Origin of the sequence: Mycolicibacterium rhodesiae (assembly GCF_002086695.1) — a bacterium.
In the GTDB taxonomy this organism is placed as follows: domain Bacteria; phylum Actinomycetota; class Actinomycetes; order Mycobacteriales; family Mycobacteriaceae; genus Mycobacterium; species Mycobacterium rhodesiae.
Window position 1 is genome coordinate 124,018 of sequence record NZ_MVIH01000006.1, and the last position, 14,672, is coordinate 138,689.

Annotated in this window: 14 protein-coding genes; 3 read left to right on the top strand and 11 right to left on the bottom strand. The window is 64.3% G+C overall.

Features of this window, described 5'->3' with window-relative positions; genetic code table 11:
* Positions 1–12: 12 nt before the first annotated feature.
* Positions 13–699, bottom strand: coding sequence for a GAF and ANTAR domain-containing protein (locus BST42_RS14985; RefSeq protein ID WP_083120029.1), 687 nt, complete (start codon positions 697–699; stop codon positions 13–15).
* 558 nt (positions 700–1,257) lie between these two features.
* On the opposite strand from BST42_RS14985, the gene BST42_RS29055 reads away from it, so the two are divergent.
* Positions 1,258–2,160, top strand: a complete 903-nt coding sequence (locus BST42_RS29055; protein WP_110918618.1) for a hypothetical protein — start codon at positions 1,258–1,260, stop codon at positions 2,158–2,160.
* A gap of 14 nt (positions 2,161–2,174) precedes the next feature.
* Here the strand turns inward: BST42_RS29055 and BST42_RS15000 are convergent, their stop codons facing one another.
* The 7 genes from BST42_RS15000 to BST42_RS29370 form a co-directional block, all read right to left on the bottom strand.
* On the bottom strand, positions 2,175–2,570 hold the full coding sequence (locus BST42_RS15000; protein WP_237159435.1) for a hypothetical protein: 396 nt from the start codon (positions 2,568–2,570) through the stop codon (positions 2,175–2,177).
* An 8-nt stretch (positions 2,571–2,578) separates the two neighbouring features.
* A complete protein-coding gene (locus BST42_RS15005) occupies positions 2,579–3,721 on the bottom strand; it encodes a sulfotransferase family protein (protein WP_083120037.1) in 1,143 nt (380 codons plus the stop codon).
* Positions 3,718–4,500 (bottom strand): SDR family oxidoreductase, encoded by a 783-nt coding sequence (locus BST42_RS15010; RefSeq protein ID WP_083120040.1) that lies wholly within the window; start codon positions 4,498–4,500, stop codon positions 3,718–3,720. The genes BST42_RS15005 and BST42_RS15010 overlap by 4 nt, the downstream gene beginning before the upstream one ends.
* A gap of 3 nt (positions 4,501–4,503) precedes the next feature.
* Positions 4,504–5,631: a hypothetical protein gene (locus BST42_RS15015; protein WP_083120042.1), complete on the bottom strand. Its 1,128-nt coding sequence runs from the start codon at positions 5,629–5,631 to the stop codon at positions 4,504–4,506.
* A 181-nt stretch (positions 5,632–5,812) separates the two neighbouring features.
* Positions 5,813–6,316, bottom strand: a complete 504-nt coding sequence (locus BST42_RS15020; protein WP_083120045.1) for an SRPBCC domain-containing protein — start codon at positions 6,314–6,316, stop codon at positions 5,813–5,815.
* 214 nt (positions 6,317–6,530) lie between these two features.
* A complete protein-coding gene (locus BST42_RS15025; protein WP_083120048.1) occupies positions 6,531–7,457 on the bottom strand; it encodes an undecaprenyl-diphosphate phosphatase in 927 nt (308 codons plus the stop codon).
* 159 nt (positions 7,458–7,616) lie between these two features.
* Positions 7,617–7,892, bottom strand: a complete 276-nt coding sequence (locus BST42_RS29370) for a hypothetical protein (RefSeq protein ID WP_133057464.1) — start codon at positions 7,890–7,892, stop codon at positions 7,617–7,619.
* Between the two features lie 268 nt (positions 7,893–8,160).
* Here BST42_RS29370 and mspA point away from each other — a divergent pair, with 268 nt between their 5' ends.
* Positions 8,161–8,799: a porin MspA gene (gene mspA, locus BST42_RS15030; protein WP_083120050.1), complete on the top strand. Its 639-nt coding sequence runs from the start codon at positions 8,161–8,163 to the stop codon at positions 8,797–8,799.
* Positions 8,800–9,088: 289 nt separating this feature from the next.
* On the top strand, positions 9,089–9,766 hold the full coding sequence (locus tag BST42_RS15035; protein ID WP_083120278.1) for a response regulator transcription factor: 678 nt from the start codon (positions 9,089–9,091) through the stop codon (positions 9,764–9,766).
* Here the strand turns inward: BST42_RS15035 and BST42_RS15040 are convergent.
* The 3 genes from BST42_RS15040 to BST42_RS15050 form a co-directional block, all read right to left on the bottom strand.
* On the bottom strand, positions 9,739–11,139 hold the full coding sequence (locus BST42_RS15040; RefSeq protein WP_237159460.1) for a sensor histidine kinase: 1,401 nt from the start codon (positions 11,137–11,139) through the stop codon (positions 9,739–9,741). The genes BST42_RS15035 and BST42_RS15040 overlap by 28 nt on opposite strands.
* Before the next feature lie 266 nt (positions 11,140–11,405).
* The gene (locus tag BST42_RS15045; RefSeq protein WP_083120053.1) at positions 11,406–14,063 is read right to left on the bottom strand and encodes an ABC transporter permease; all 2,658 of its coding nucleotides are present in this window, start codon (positions 14,061–14,063) and stop codon (positions 11,406–11,408) included.
* Positions 14,060–14,662, bottom strand: a complete 603-nt coding sequence (locus BST42_RS15050; RefSeq protein WP_237159436.1) for an ABC transporter ATP-binding protein — start codon at positions 14,660–14,662, stop codon at positions 14,060–14,062. The genes BST42_RS15045 and BST42_RS15050 overlap by 4 nt, the downstream gene beginning before the upstream one ends.
* Between the last annotated feature and the right edge of the window lie 10 nt (positions 14,663–14,672).

Below are 14,672 nucleotides of genomic sequence, written 5' to 3' on the forward strand. Positions count from 1 at the left end.
CAGCAGTGACGATCACTGCTTGGTTCGGGTCTCGACCGTGAGCCGGGCGATCTCAAAGAGTCTGGTGTTCGTCTCCTGCGACAACCGAGTCAACAATGCGAACGCCTGGACGTCATCGATGCCGAAACGTTCCATCAGAATGCCCTTGGCCTGGCCGATGATGTCCCGGCTGGCCAGGGCCCGATCGAATTGCTCGCTCGCCTGGGCGCCCGCCAGGGCGACAGACGCGTGTTGAGCCAAGATTTCGCCGTAGAGCACCGAATCGCCGTCGAAAGCGTCCGGATGGTCGCCGTAGAGATTGAGGGCGCCGAGCTTGTCTTTCGCAAACAACTGAAATGACAGTGAGCAGTGCACGCCAAGCGTCAAAGCTGCCTTGGCGAACTCCGGCCATGCAGTGTGCTCGGCCACGTCTTTGATGTGAACGGTGCGCTGTTCCCGCAGGACACTTATGCAGGGGCCCTGGTCGAGTTCGGATTGCAGCGCGTCGAGCTTGGTTACAAGCGGGTCGCTGGGGACCCGTGCCTCAATGGCATGCCCCTCCACCAGGGAAATGCCCGCCCAACGCACCCCGGGGACAATCGCAACCGCGCCATTGATGATGGTCTGCAGCACCGCCTCGCCGCCGACTTGATTGTCCATGTCAACGGCGAAATTCCCCAGCGCCCGAGCGAGATCCTGTCTGCTTGGATTGCCTGACATGGTTATCGGGTACCCGCGTCGCCCGATTTTTTCACTGCTGGACCTTGGGGTCAGCGCCGAATCGAAGCGGCTTACCGGCTGCGCGGACGGGCAGGCACGAAACGTGGACCAATCTGACGCCCCACTGCCCGCCCGGCCATGGACAGGGGCGCGCCGTGGACAGACGGGTGCTCGACGTCCTGGGGCGCGACTCATTTCGTGATGACGTGTTGGCGAGCGGGGAACGAGCAAACCGGCAACGGCGCACTACGAAATCGCGTCCGTTCCCCAGCGCTGCAACGTGGCGAACCAACACCGCTATGTTCGCTCTACATAGCGGTGGGCTCAGGGTGGGGTCTTCTTTGCTGGGATCGACGGGATTATTCGTGCGGCAAACGCGAAACAGGCCCCTCGCACGACCAAATGAGGTATCGTCGCCGAGGTCGGCTACCACCTCGGCGTCCAGGATGCGGCGTCGTACGGGATCGTTAGTCGGCCAATCATGAACTTGTGCAACGAAACGCGGGGACAGGTATGTCGGCGTCAACCAGGGGTAGTTACCTCGGTAGGCGTCGTGGCATGGATCTGCCCGTCCGTCGGTGGCTGCAACTCGGCGTGGCGTCCGCCGGCATGGGTGCGGCGCTCATCGGCTGGTCCCTGGTTGGTCCGGAGGCCGGAACGGCGAGCGCAGACAGCGGTGTCGGGTCGTCTTCGGCGGGGCCGGCCACTGCTTCGTCCAAACGCGCCGATGCCGACGCTCGGCCGGCAACACCCCGCAAGGGGAACCGGACGGAGGCCGGCGCTGCGAATGTGCCGCCGCGGGTCGTGTCCCATTCGAATCGCGTCGCAGCAGCTGGGTCTGCTTCGGTTGCAGACAGGCTTGTGAACGCGAATGCGCGGATGACTTCGCGTACCGTCACTTCGGGCAGCAAGCCGGTCAGTGCGGCGCAGAACGCCGTCCCGCACGCCGTCCCGCCTGTGGTGGTTGCGGCGAGTAGAGCCGACCCTTTGGGGGCGCTCGGCCGATTCGTCACCGGCACAATCAAAGAACTTCTCAACCGGAAAACGACTCTGAACCCGTTGCAGAAGTTGGACGACTTGAGTCCAAAGCAGAAGAGCTTGTTGGACTTGATCCCAAGTCCGAAAGTCACTGTGCCGAAAGAGCACTCGTTGTGGTATCGGGAAGTACAAGCACGTGAAGCGGCAAGCCAGCAGCGGGCTGACGCAAATCAACGGCGGATAGCCGAGATTATGCAAAAAGGGGTTAAGTTCACCGCCCGAGACGGTTCGCCCGTTTACTCGATGGACGGAAAAACCTTCGTCTTCTACACCGTGGTGTCGATCATCAATGGTAAAAACGCCCCGCCGGTCCCCAAGCTGTTCACTCTGTCCGACAGAAGCTCGCAGCGGAATCGGGACGCATTCATCAGAAGTCACTTGAAGATTGATCCAGCGCAGGTGCGAAGCACGTGGGGAAAGTAGCGGCAGTCCCGTCGTCATCGACGTCCCCGGCCACCTGGCGGTGCGTGGCCGATGATCGCTCCTGGATCGACCCGAGTGAATTCACGCCCGTGCACGCTTCCGTCGATTACGGCTCCGCGCATGATCGCAAGGTCACCGCCCTCATTGATGGCGTCGCCTCTGCAATAACCGCGGTGCGTGGCCTTGCCGCCACGCTCAACAGTCAGTCGTTCCACCATGCCGATGATCAGGGCGTAACCGCCTGGGGCGATGGTGCGTGTGCCCCCGACATAGCCAATCAGCAGGAGCTTCCCACCGCTCGTCACGCGGACGTCACCGTCAGTCGTGCCGACCTTCACGCGGGGGCCTGAAATGACCGTGGTCACGGTGTCGACAATACGAGCTTCGCGGTTGTCGATCGCGGCCGCCATGCTGACGACTACCTGGCGAACCTTTCGTTGACCTGCTCGGCAGTCAACCCGTAGTCCGCCAGCGTGTACTTGTGCTTGGGGGCGCGGTGGCTTTCGCTGCCCTCGGCATGCGCGACGTACATCGCCGAGATTGCCTCGTCGCTCAAGGTCAACCCGAAGTGCCGGTACACCCCGCAGGCCACGGCCACGGGATCGGCTACAAAATCGAAGTAGTCGATATCGCAGAACTGTGCAGGGTTGTAGTTCACGCGCGCAGTCTTGAAGCGCTCGATACCCCGGGCCCAGGTATCTAATACGTCATGACCGATCTGTGCGCCGACGAACGTGTTCGACCAGCCTTTCGTGCTGTGCTCTGCCAGTGAACACATTGATGCCAAAAGGGTTTCGGGTGGTCGGTGACATTGAACGATCAGCGCATCGGGATAGACCGCCATGATCGCATCGAGTGAGAACAGATGACTCGGGTTTTTGAGAACCCAACCCTTGTGCGGCTCGTTGAGTCCGATCAGCTGAAGGTTCTGGCGATGCCGTTCATACGATGGTGTCCAGTCTTGGGTATCCAACCAACGGGTGTAACTGGGCACGTGGGCAAGTGATTCGAAGGACACCGAGTGCAGCGATTGCCGGAGAAGCTGCCAGCACTCCTCTAAAACGTCTTCCGCGATGTAATGCAAGCCCAGGAAGTCTGGATTCTCTTGATGGGCTTTTGCGTAGTACGCCTTGAGCTTCTGATACTCGGGAATGGTATTCCACTGATCGCGCGGCGGCCGGGGCTGCGGGTACTCTGCCAGCCACAGTTCGAGCCCCTGATGACAGGGGTCTGCCCCGAGTAGGCGGTGCAGCGCCGTCGTCCCGGTTCGGGGTAGTCCGGTTACAAAGATGGGCTGCGTGATTGCGACTTGGGCGTAGTCGGGGTGGCGCTTCCAGGCCGCTTCGCTCAGGAGGCGCGCGACCAACGCCGAACGCAGGTAGTGGTGCGTCATGGTGGCGCCAAGCGGGGTGAAATCCGCTTCCCGCGAATAGGATTCGAGCAGTACGCTCAGAGCCTCAGTGAAATTGTCGGAGGTGTCTCCGAAGTCGCTGTGGCCGGCCACTTCGATGGCCGCCTCGCACAAAGCGTCCACAGATCCGACCTCGGCTGATGTGGTCATGCTTTGTGCTCCCCGCAGTTGACATCGACAGTCTGGCCGGTGATGCCGTTGGCCAGATCGCTGATCAGAAACATGATGGCCGAGGAGACATCGTCCTCGGTTACCAGACGTTTGAGGTCTGATGGCGCCGCAGCTGCAACATAGACTGCATCGACGGACACCCCGGAGGCTTCTGCCTGCTGCTGGAAGTAGTCCTGCAGTACTTGGCCCCAGATATAGCCAGGAGCAACAGAGTCGACACGTATCCCGCTGCCGCCCAACTCGCTTGCGAGAGATTGGGACATGGCGAGCAAAGCAGATTTGGCCAGCTTGTACGGGCCGTACTGTGGGTCAGAATGCCGGATGACCATCGAACTGAGGTTCACAATCGACCCTCGCGATTCGGCGAGGGCAGGCGTGAACGCCTGGATGGTGCGCAGCGCACCGAGTACCGTCAGCTCGAAGGAGTCGCGGATGTGGGCGAAAGTTGTTCCGGAGAAGGGCTTCATGGATGGATACATGAAGGCGTTGTTGACCAGTCCATCAATTTTCCCGTAGGCGGCCAGGGTCTGCTGGGCAAGCGCCTCGACATCGCCGTCCACCGTGATGTCGGTGGGCACGGAGACCGCGCGCCGACCGATTTCGGTTACGCCGGCGGCGACCTCATCGAGTCGCGGTGCCGAGCGCGCCGCCAGCACCAGATCGGCACCTTCCTGGGCGCATCGCCTGGCCAGAGTGGTGCCCAAACCGGGGCCGACCCCCGTGATCACTACGACCTTGTCTCGCAGCAGTCCCGTCATGGTTCAGCCCAGCATTCTTTCGGCGATCTGCCTCTGACGCTGCGCTATCCGAGCTCGCCAGTTCTCCGCGGAAATCGTGTTGTGGTCGATGAATGGCAATGTGTTTGCGACGGCGGCGGTACTGACGAGTTCGACAGTGGGGCCGTCGGACTCCGTCAGTTCGCGTGACAAGCGTTGCCACCGAAACTGAAAGTAGCCTCGACGATGACCAAGTGTCTCGACCCAGTTGGTCACGCCGGGGTTCTGGTCACTGACGACGATACGCACGAAACCGTCCGGGTCGACCTGCATCTGCGCGCCGTTGAGCGACGTCTGATGGTTGATGTAATCCATTGAGGTGTACCACATATTGCCCAGCTGAAAGCCCAGGTAGGGCGCATCACTCATAGGTACGGTGATGATGAGAGCCTGATCGGGATCAAGTTCGAAATGCCCCGCCGAGGAGTATTGGGTGGTAAGGCCACCGGGGGTGGAACGCGGCGCCACGGCGGTGTTGACGGGAAGGTTCAGATAGAACCACTGGGGAAACTGCAGCCAAGTCTTCACCCGATTGATCAATTGGTCTGCGGCAATGCTGAATTGGCGTTCGATGAGTTCTCGCGTCAAGGCTGGCGGAGCCGTACCCACGGTGTCGGTTCGATGAATAGCCAGCGTTCCTCGTCGCTGTGACCAGTCACCGTACACCTCTCGAATGACGAGCTGGCCGGGCCGCTGCGGGGTGAATCGCCATTCGAAGTGTCCATCGGCTGCGACGCTGAGTTCGCGGTCGTCGAATGCCACTTCGCTTTCCGGGACAGTGTCGTCGGTGTACTCGCCGGCCAGGTACTGGAAGCTCAAATCGGTTGTGGTTCCTCGAGTTCCGGAGACCACGTACTCGAAGCCGGCCTGCATCTTCGTCCCGAAGTACAGGGTGTCCGGGTTATCGAGGCCCATCTTGGTGAAGGGTCCGGTCCCGGTGAGGAGAAAGGGATGCTCGGGGGAGGAGTAGAAGGCGTGGTGGGTGCATGCGGCTATGCCGCCGGCCAGATACTGCAGGCCCTCTGCAAGGTCGTTGTCGTTGTCGATGTGTGGTGCTGCTCTGACCAGTTTCTCGGCTTCGCTGATCGCCTTGGCAAGTGGGTCGGAGTTCATGTTGGCGACGCTAGTGACGGGTCGGTCGCGCGTCAGCGGGGAACGTCCACTCAGCGGAATACTTTCTGGGTAATGTTGGTTAATTCACCCGAGATTTAGACTGTTCGCGCACGGATTCGGCACGCTCCGGGTCTTTCCGGGTTTGCCAAGAGGTGCGTTCGTTCACCAAACACGCAGTGATTTAGGCTTTGATGCCCCTCTGACGGGAGAAGATGTGTTCGCTGCGTCGCTTCAAGGCGAGTGCGGTGTCATCGAAGGCACGTTTCACCCAACCCCCGGTTTCGTTCATGATCTCGCGGGCGTGGTCACCCAGAAAGGCGTCCGTCGAGTAGTAGCGGCACCGGTTGGCGTCGACGGGCTCGATCACCTGGTCTCGGCGAGCGGCGTACGGGGATTCCTCGGTGGCCACCAACTCCCAGGACAGCAACCGCTCAGGCACGATCGCGCAGATGTACTCGGTGTTGGTGAATGTGCCTTCCCCACGGGCATAGTCGGCCAGCAGCATCTCCACGGGGGCGCCCATTCGCAACGTCGACACTGCCGACAGGCAGAAGGGATTCCACAACGGATAGCGGTCCAACTCCACCAGTACGCGCCACACGACATCTGAGGGGGCGTCTATGTCGACGGTGATCGAACGCACCAGGGTCTGCGGGTCGTAGTGAGGAATCGGAAGGTCCGACATCGTGTCTCCTGCGAGAAGTGCTGCGGCGGAGAGCTATCCGGCGCGGGTTAACAAAGAGTCGTACCGTGCCATGGCCCGATCGGCTTCGGTGTCACCGAGGCCGGTGAGTGGGATGTTTCTGCTGCGGCCCACCGGCCGCCAACAGCTCCTGCAGGTAGTTCATCCCGAGCTCGGGGCCGCTCCACAGAACGTGGGTGTCCGCCCCACACCGGCATTAGCCGAGGGCCAGCCACAGCAAGCTGGCGGTCCCGGCCATTACGCAGTAGATGGCGAATGGTGTGAGAGTGCGTGTTTTGAAGTAGCTGGTTAGAAACCGCACCGCGAAGTACGCCGACGCGAATGACGCAAGGCTGCCAACCAGGACTTGGCCGTGGATCCCGTCGCCAAGCGGGCCAAATAAATCGGGGATCTTCAGCAGCCCCGCGGCCAGAATGATCGGGGTTGCCAAGAGGAAGGAGAACCGCGCGGCTTCTTCGTGGGACAAGCCACGGGCCATGCCGGCGACCATGGTGACGCCTGAGCGGCTGACGCCGGGAAGTAGCGCGAGAATTTGGGCGCAGCCGATGAGAATCCCCTGGGGTAGGGAAAGCCGGGCCAGTCGGTCGTCCACAGCGTTGCCCATGGAGCCGGCTGCTTCTTGACTAACGGGCTCGCCCGTGTCGGCCGATGCCAGAGCTGGTGTCCTGCGCCGCATCAACTCGCCGCCGTAGAGCACCAACCCATTGAGCGCCAGGAAGACTGCGGCTGGAATGGGTTTGCCCAGCGTTGTCCGGAACAGATGCTCGAGAGCCAGACCTGATAAACCCACGGGGATCGTCGCGAGCACGATCAACCACGCCAGCCGCTCGGCCGGAGTTTGGATTCGCCGGTACCGCACGGACGTGACGAACCCGGACACGATGCGGACCCAGTCGCGCCAAAAGAAAACCAAGAGGGCTGCTGCGGTGGCCACATGCAGACCGACAATGAAAGCCAAGTAAGGGGATTCCGGCGTCGAGACATTGAGGTCGGTCGCCCACCTCCCACCGATCAGCGCCGGCAAGAGAACCGAGTGACCCAGGCTGGAGACCGGGAACAACTCGGTGACGCCCTGTAGGGCACCGATTATCAACGCTTCGGCACAGCTCAAATGTGAACTCATCAAAGGGGCTTTCGCGTCGGCAGGCGACTGGCGTGTGAGTTGGCCACGCAGCACGGTACCCCGACGTCACGTGACCGGCCCCAACCTTCTCAGCGGTCTTTCAGCGGCGATCTTCCGGCTGGCCCAGGCGGAGTGATTGATTGACCGGGGCTAGCCAGATCAGGTCGACGTATCGTCCGGAAATCGAGATGCGAGCGCGGACAGCATGCCGATGACGCTGTGACGGGTCGTGTCGACGGCCCGCAAATCACCCTGCACGCGAAAGACATCCAGGGATCTGTTGCAGCGTAGATGCTCGTCCAGCTGTGCCTGTAGTTTCTCGGCCTGCCGTTCAAGAACGTCTAGTTCGCGTCGTAGTTGCTCGCGGAAGTGGCCGGCCTGGGCTTGGTCAGCTGCTCTATAGATGGCGGGTACTGCAGAATCTTCGGCAGTCATTGCTCACGTACGGTAGCCGCCGGGCGGACGACGACACAACGAGTTCGACAAGGGCTTGATGCCTGCCGCTCCCCAAAGAGGGCGTGAAGCAGAGCGGCTTTCAGCGTCCTCTCAGCGCCGTGGTGCGATGCTCGCCGCCCGGACGTTCAGCGCTGAGCGCCCGGGCATTGAGTTACCCCCGTTCGGGCGCATGCGATCCAGTGTGGCCAGAACGATGCAACAGGGTGACCGGCATCAGGTGCGGTCGCGACAACGGTGACGGAGGAACATGAAGATCATCGGTCGAGTGGTGGTGGCGATGATCGCCGCCGTCGCGGCACTCTTCGTCGGGACAGGCACGTCGCACGCAGGTTTGGACAATGAGCTGAGTCTGGTCGACGGCGGTGGCCGGACGATGACGATCCAGCAGTGGGACACCTTCCTCAATGGGGTGTTCCCGTTGGACCGCAACCGGCTGACCCGGGAGTGGTTCCACTCCGGCAAGGCTGTCTACAGCGTGGTCGGCCCGGGTGCCGATGAGTTCGCGGGCACCTTGGAGCTCGGCTACCAGGTGGGCTTCCCGTGGTCGCTGGGTGTGGGCATCAACTTCAGCTACACCACCCCCAACATCCTGCTCGACGACGCCAACATCTCCCCGACGGGCTTCAACCCGCTCGGTTCGGTGATCACCCCGAACCTGTTCCCGGGTGTGTCGATCTCCGCTGACCTGGGCAACGGCCCCGGTATCCAGGAGGTCGCCACGTTCTCCGTCGACGTCTCGGGCCCCAACGGTTCGGTCGCGGTGGCCAACGCCCACGGCACCGTCACCGGCGCGGCCGGCGGCGTGCTGCTGCGCCCCTTCGCCCGCCTGATCTCCAAGGCCGGCGACAGCGTCACCACCTACGGCGAACCCTGGAACATGAACTAGCCACGGACAACGTGGTTGGGGCCACCTGCTCAGCGGTTTCTCAGCGCACCGCTGGCATCGTGGGCGCCGTCGGATAATGCCGCGGCACATCGTCGTCGCGTCAGGCCCCCGGGTTAGGCCGGTCCGGTCCGGGACGGATCGTCGAATCCAACTTCAAGGTGCCCGCGGTGTTGGACAACGCAACCACAGGGCAGAAAATCGCAGGGGAGACGGCACGCACTGCAGGCCAGCCGGTTCTGCAGTACTGGACGAGCGGTTCATCGTTTTGGTGGAGGACGTGGAGGACATTGTGCGCATCTTGGTCGTCGAGGACGAGCCGCGGCTGGCCGAATTGATTCGTCGTGGTCTGGTGGCCGAGGGATTCGTGGTGCAGGTGGCCGGGGACGGTCGTGCGGGCTTCGACCAGGCCCTCGGCGGTGGATTCGATGTGCTGGTTCTGGACATCATGTTGCCATCGATGAGCGGGTACGAAATCGTGCGTGACCTGCGCAAGGCTCAGGTGTGGACGCCCGTGCTCATGCTGTCCGCCAAGGACGGGGAATACGACCTGGCCGATGCATTCGACCTCGGTGCGGATGACTACTTGATCAAGCCGTTCTCCTTTGTTGTGCTGATCGCCCGGTTGCGGGCGCTGCTGCGCCGGGGCGCGCCGGCACGCCCGCCTGTGCTGCGCGTCGACGATCTTGAGTTGGACCCGGCCCGCCACCAAGTGACCCGAGGCGGCGTCGAGGTTGAGTTGACGCCCCGTGAGTACGGAGTGCTCGAGTACTTGATGCGCCACGCGGATGCGGTCGTCACCAAGCAGGAGATTCTGCAGTCGGTGTGGGACGTCAACTACGGGGGCGACGACAACATCGTCGAGGTCTATGTCGGGTACCTGCGGCGCAAACTCGACGTACCTTTCGGCTCCCAAACCATTCACACCGTGCGCGGGGTGGGTTACCGACTGGCCTCGGCAGGCACATAACTGTCGGTGTCGGCGGGCAGCGTCACCGTGACGCAAGCCCCGCTGTCGTCTGAGTCTCCGATGCTGACGGTGCCACGGTGAGCTGACACGATTTCGGCGACGATGGCCAACCCGAGGCCGCTACCACCCGCGTCCCGGGTTCGAGCAATATCGAGACGCACGAAGCGTTCGAACACCCGTTTGCGTTGATCTGCAGGTATTCCCGGTCCGTCGTCGGCGATGCGGATGACGGCGGTGTCTCTCACTTGCTCACATACGAGTTCGACGGTGCTGTCGGCGTGTCGGACAGCGTTGTCGACGAGATTGCGCACCATGCGCGCGAGCTGTCTGCGGTCGCCGCTGACCCGGGCCGCGCCGATATGTGCCCGCACCGTCAATCGCGAGTTGCCTTGCAGGCGAACCTTTTCGGAGGCGATGATGTCGTCGAGGTCGACATTGTCGGCACGTACACGAAGTTGGTGTTCGTCGGCGCGAGCCAGTAAGAGCAGGTCGTCTACCAGGTCGCGCATGCGTCGCGTTTCAGGAATCAACGATTCTTCGACGAGTTCGGCGTCGAGCATGTCGGGCCGGTTGTGTGCCAGCTCCAGCGCGGTGCTGATCGCCGACAACGGACTTCGCAACTCGTGGGACACGTCGGAGATGAACCTGCGTTGTGCGGCGTGTCCGGCTTGCAGCCGGGTCAGCATGTGGTTCATGGTCTGAGCAAGATGGGCAATTTCGTCGCCGGTCGGTGGTACCGGCACGCGTTCGTCGAGCTGCTCGGTACTGATGGTGTCGACCCGGGCGCGGATGCGTTCGACGGGACGTAGCGCTCGCCCCACCAGAAAGTAGGTCGCCCAAGCAACTAGCCCGACGACGAGCGGTCCGGTGATGGCCAACAACATCCCAACTGTGGCCACGGTCCTTTCGACGGGTTCGCGGTTCCCGCCGACCAGGACGGTGACCGGTCCCGCCGGAGTTGTGGCGCCGCGCGCGGTGACCCAGAGGTCGCCGCGGTCGCCGGACAGCTGGATGCGCCCAAGTGTCACCGTCTGGCCGGGCGGCACGATCACCGGCGCCACAGCTGACTTGGGTGCTCCGGCTGACGCGAGCCGCACCGCACCCCGGTCGTCTAGGACCTGGATGAGACCGACCTGGCCGTCGGTGCCCAACAGGCCGGGATCGAGTTCGGCTGGGCCGTCGGTGCGCATCTGTTCGACGAGTTGGCGGGCGCGGGTCTCGGCGGCGGCTTGAGTGGATCGCTGCAGGGTCTGGTAAAGGACGAGCAGCATGGCTGCCGACGCGACGCCGAGTCCGAGTGTCACCACGATGGCGGCGGCGATGGTGGATCGGGCGCGCACCGACCAGCGCGACAGCCGCCCTGCCACCGAAATCGATTGTGGGCGATCGATCGTCACGCCTGGCCCGCCCTAAGCGAGGGGCGGTTCGTGGGCACCTGCATCTGGAATGCCTCCTTGATAATGGGCGTCCGCTCTCGTGGGTGGCACCACCACCGGTGGTTCGGGGTCGCGATGGGTCGATTGTTCGGCACCGGCTACTCCGCGGCTGGGTGATCACGCTGATTTCCCGCGCCTGCCCCCTGGATTCGAAATCACCACCGGTGTCGGTGCTTAGCCCCGACGGATGGCGCTGGGACGGGTCATTGGTCACGGATGAGGCCACCTGCGGGGCGGCGGGAGAACAGCAGCACCGCGGCGGCGCTGACTGCGCCCAGCGCCCCGACCGTCACCGCCGCGGTAATCCCCAGGTAGGCCCACGGGGCCGCAATGGTGTCCGGCGGTGGGTCGAACACCCCGCTGAGCACTTTGACCAGCATCACCGACAGCACCGACCCGGTGAGGCCCCCGGCCACGATGCCGATGGTGGTCAGGACGGCGGTTTCGCTGAACACCATCGCGCGCAGGTGGCGGCTGTGTGCGCCAAGCGCCGACATCAGGGCGTAGACGCGGCGCCGATCGGTCAGACCGAGGCCCAGCACGAGCCCGCCCGCTCCGACCGCCAGTACCAGCGCGAAGGAGAGTTCGATGCGGGTCAGTCCGGACAGGTCCACTGCAGTCAGGCTGGACCCGACGTTGGTCCGCACCGTGTTGATGTCCGTCACGGTCGCCGCGGTCCCCACCACGCCGCGGATGCGCGCGGCGATCGCAGCGGTATCGCGGCCACCGGTATCGATCAGATAGACGGTCGAGGCTGCGGCGCCGGTCTGCGCGGCGACGTAGTCGGCGTTGGCAACCAGGAAGCTGTCCTTGGGGGCGGTCGGGAACTCGGTGACAACCCCGGCGTAGCGGAAGGTGACCGGGCGCGGCTGTCGGGTGGAGGCGTCGATGATGCGCAGCGTCACCTGGTCGCCGGGACGTAACTGGAAGTCGTGCACCGTTTCAGCTGACAGCAGGATCGAGTCGGGCTTATTGACCAGGGCACTCATCTGAGCGGTCGCGGTCGATTGCGGAAAGTAACTGTCCTGTAGCGCGGTTGCCCGGGTGATCGAGGCTGGGCGCACTCCGTAGAGGTCTTGAAGATCGGCGCCGATATAGGCGAACCGGTGCGCCATCGGTTCCACCGCGCGAACCCCGGGCACCGTGGCGAGCTTGCTTGCGATCTCGGCCGGTAATGGCGCCGCCGCAGTGACCGTGACGTCGGCGCCGTTGGTCAGTTGTGCGTCGACTTCGGCCTGTTGGCGGTAGGTGGCGTTGAATGTCGCCGTGGATGTGGCAAACGCCACCGCCAAGGTGAGCATGACGATTGCCCCCACCAGGGGGCGACGCGCACGGGAGATGCCCGCAGCGACGGTGCCCGCCAAGTCACCGGTGAACGGCCGCAGCGCCGAGGCGATCAGTGGGCGGCCGCGGCCGAGCAGCAGATCGGCCAGCCGCCAGGTGAGTAGCGCGGCGCCGATCCATAGCAGCGCGGGGCCGGCGAACGCCCAGTACGACACCGAGATCGCCGGCACCCCTTCGGGGGCCAGTACCAGCTGATACCCGCGGCCGGTGGTGGCGTAGAACACCCCCGCGGCACCAGCCAGGATGAGGCCGTCGACGCCCAGGCGCGCCCAGATCGGCACCCTGAGCGTGCTCAGGAGCGCCCGCCCGTCGGCAACGGTTCGCGCGCGCAGCTCGCGACGCGCCGGCACCAGCACGGTCGCGGCCGCCACCGCCATCCCGGCCGCCGCTGCGGCAGCCGGCCACCCCACTGAGGCGGTGACCGTGCTCCCGAACCGAGGCGACCCGAACGCCATCCAGTTGACCACCGCAGCCGCAGCCAGCCCGGCCACCGCGCCGACCGCGCCGACGACGGCCGCCTCAGCAGCGGCCAATCCCAGGACCTGACGTGCAGTAGCACCCCGCGCCCGTAGCAAAGTCTGCTCGGCTCGGCGCCGGTCGGCGCCGGCGGAGGTGACGGTGGCGGTGAGCAGGGCGGCCAACACAGCCCCGGGCAGCCCGAGGAACACGAACAGGACCCGGGCATAGGCGGCGTCGCCCCGTGCGGCGTCCAGCGCCGCACCGAGGTTGTCGCCGACCAGCGCGGCCCCGGCACTGTGGGCTTCCAGGTTGCGGGCCGCGGCGCGCACTGTCGTATAGGCGGCGCCCGGATCGGCCGGTAGGGCATGGGCGCGGCGTAGATGGATCTGGGTGGAAACCAGATCCGGGCGGCCGGCGGCCAGCGGATCGAACAGGTTGTGCCATTGTGTTTCTCCAAGCAGCACCACGTTGTCGGGCGGTGCGGCCGGCTGCGCGGCCGGTGTGGCGCCCACCGTTTGGAACAGCGAATTCGCTTGCGGCAGTTCGACAATCCCCGCAACGGTCACCGCAGCGGCGGGCAGTCCGGCGCGACCGATGCGAATTGTGTCGCCTGGGGCTACGTGCAGGTTGGCTGCGGTCTGCTGAGCCAGCAGGACTCCGGTGTCCGCACCGGTCAACGTACGGATCTGGTTGGGGAACAGGTCCCGGTAGGTCGCCGGGATGCCCAGCACTACCCCCGCACTAGTGGTTTGGGTACTGCCGGCGACGGTGGCTGACAACCCATCGGTCTTGGCGAATTCGACTCGCGCGTGGGCCTTCACGCCGGGAGTGGCCTTGAGCAGTCGGGTGGCAGCAGTGGTGTCAGCGCCGGGGGTGAACTGGACCTGCCAGTCTACGGCCACACTGTGCACCGCGCGCTGGGTCATCGTGGCTTCCGAGGTGGCAAGAAACGATCCCAAAGTTGAAATCAGGGCGACCGCGACCGCGACACCGGCGGCGGCCCCGAGCAGGCGGGCGCGGTGGCGGCGCAACAGGCCGGTGAGCCACATTGCGATCATCGTGGGTCCTCGCTACTGGTGGTGATGCGTAAGCGGCCGTCACGCATCGTCCACTGAGTGGGTAGACGCCGGGCGATCACGGGGTCGTGAGTCGACACCATCAGCGCAGCACCCAGTTCGTCGGCGGCGCGCAGCAAGACGTCGATCACCAGCGTGGCGGCCGCGTGGTCCAGCTGGCCGGTGGGTTCATCCGCCAGGACGAGCCGCGGTGCGCTGGCCAGGACGCGGGCAATGGCGACGCGCTGCGCCTGCCCGCCCGATAGCGCGTCGGGTAGCGCCTCGCTCAGAGCATCGATGCCGAGCCGGGCGAGTGCATCATGAGCGCGGGCGGTCGCCTCGCGCTCCGGGTGTCCGGCGAATAGCAGCGGCAGGCGCACGTTTTCGATCACGTCAAGATTGGGCACCAGGCTGCGGCCCTGGAATACCAGCCCCACCGCTGGCCGGGCCGCGTGCGGTTCCGCGGATAACCAGCTGATGGTGCCGGCGGTGGGTTCGTCCAGACCCGCCAACAAATGTAAGAGGGTGGACTTGCCCGATCCCGACGGCCCGGTCAACGCGATGCGGTCATGGCAGGAAATCGCCACGGTCACGCCGCGCACGGCCACCACG

What these genes read in the sequence shown, in the direction of transcription:
- BST42_RS14985 (WP_083120029.1), bottom strand. Translation starts at nt 699, where the DNA reads ATGTCAGGCAATCCAAGCAGACAGGATCTCGCTCGGGCGCTGGGGAAT.
- BST42_RS29055 (WP_110918618.1), top strand. Translation starts at nt 1,258, where the DNA reads ATGGATCTGCCCGTCCGTCGGTGGCTGCAACTCGGCGTGGCGTCCGCC.
- BST42_RS15000 (WP_237159435.1), bottom strand. Translation starts at nt 2,570, where the DNA reads ATGGCGGCCGCGATCGACAACCGCGAAGCTCGTATTGTCGACACCGTG.
- BST42_RS15005 (WP_083120037.1), bottom strand. Translation starts at nt 3,721, where the DNA reads ATGACCACATCAGCCGAGGTCGGATCTGTGGACGCTTTGTGCGAGGCG.
- BST42_RS15010 (WP_083120040.1), bottom strand. Translation starts at nt 4,500, where the DNA reads ATGACGGGACTGCTGCGAGACAAGGTCGTAGTGATCACGGGGGTCGGC.
- BST42_RS15015 (WP_083120042.1), bottom strand. Translation starts at nt 5,631, where the DNA reads ATGAACTCCGACCCACTTGCCAAGGCGATCAGCGAAGCCGAGAAACTG.
- BST42_RS15020 (WP_083120045.1), bottom strand. Translation starts at nt 6,316, where the DNA reads ATGTCGGACCTTCCGATTCCTCACTACGACCCGCAGACCCTGGTGCGT.
- BST42_RS15025 (WP_083120048.1), bottom strand. Translation starts at nt 7,457, where the DNA reads ATGAGTTCACATTTGAGCTGTGCCGAAGCGTTGATAATCGGTGCCCTA.
- BST42_RS29370 (WP_133057464.1), bottom strand. Translation starts at nt 7,892, where the DNA reads ATGACTGCCGAAGATTCTGCAGTACCCGCCATCTATAGAGCAGCTGAC.
- mspA (WP_083120050.1), top strand. Translation starts at nt 8,161, where the DNA reads ATGAAGATCATCGGTCGAGTGGTGGTGGCGATGATCGCCGCCGTCGCG.
- BST42_RS15045 (WP_083120053.1), bottom strand. Translation starts at nt 14,063, where the DNA reads ATGATCGCAATGTGGCTCACCGGCCTGTTGCGCCGCCACCGCGCCCGC.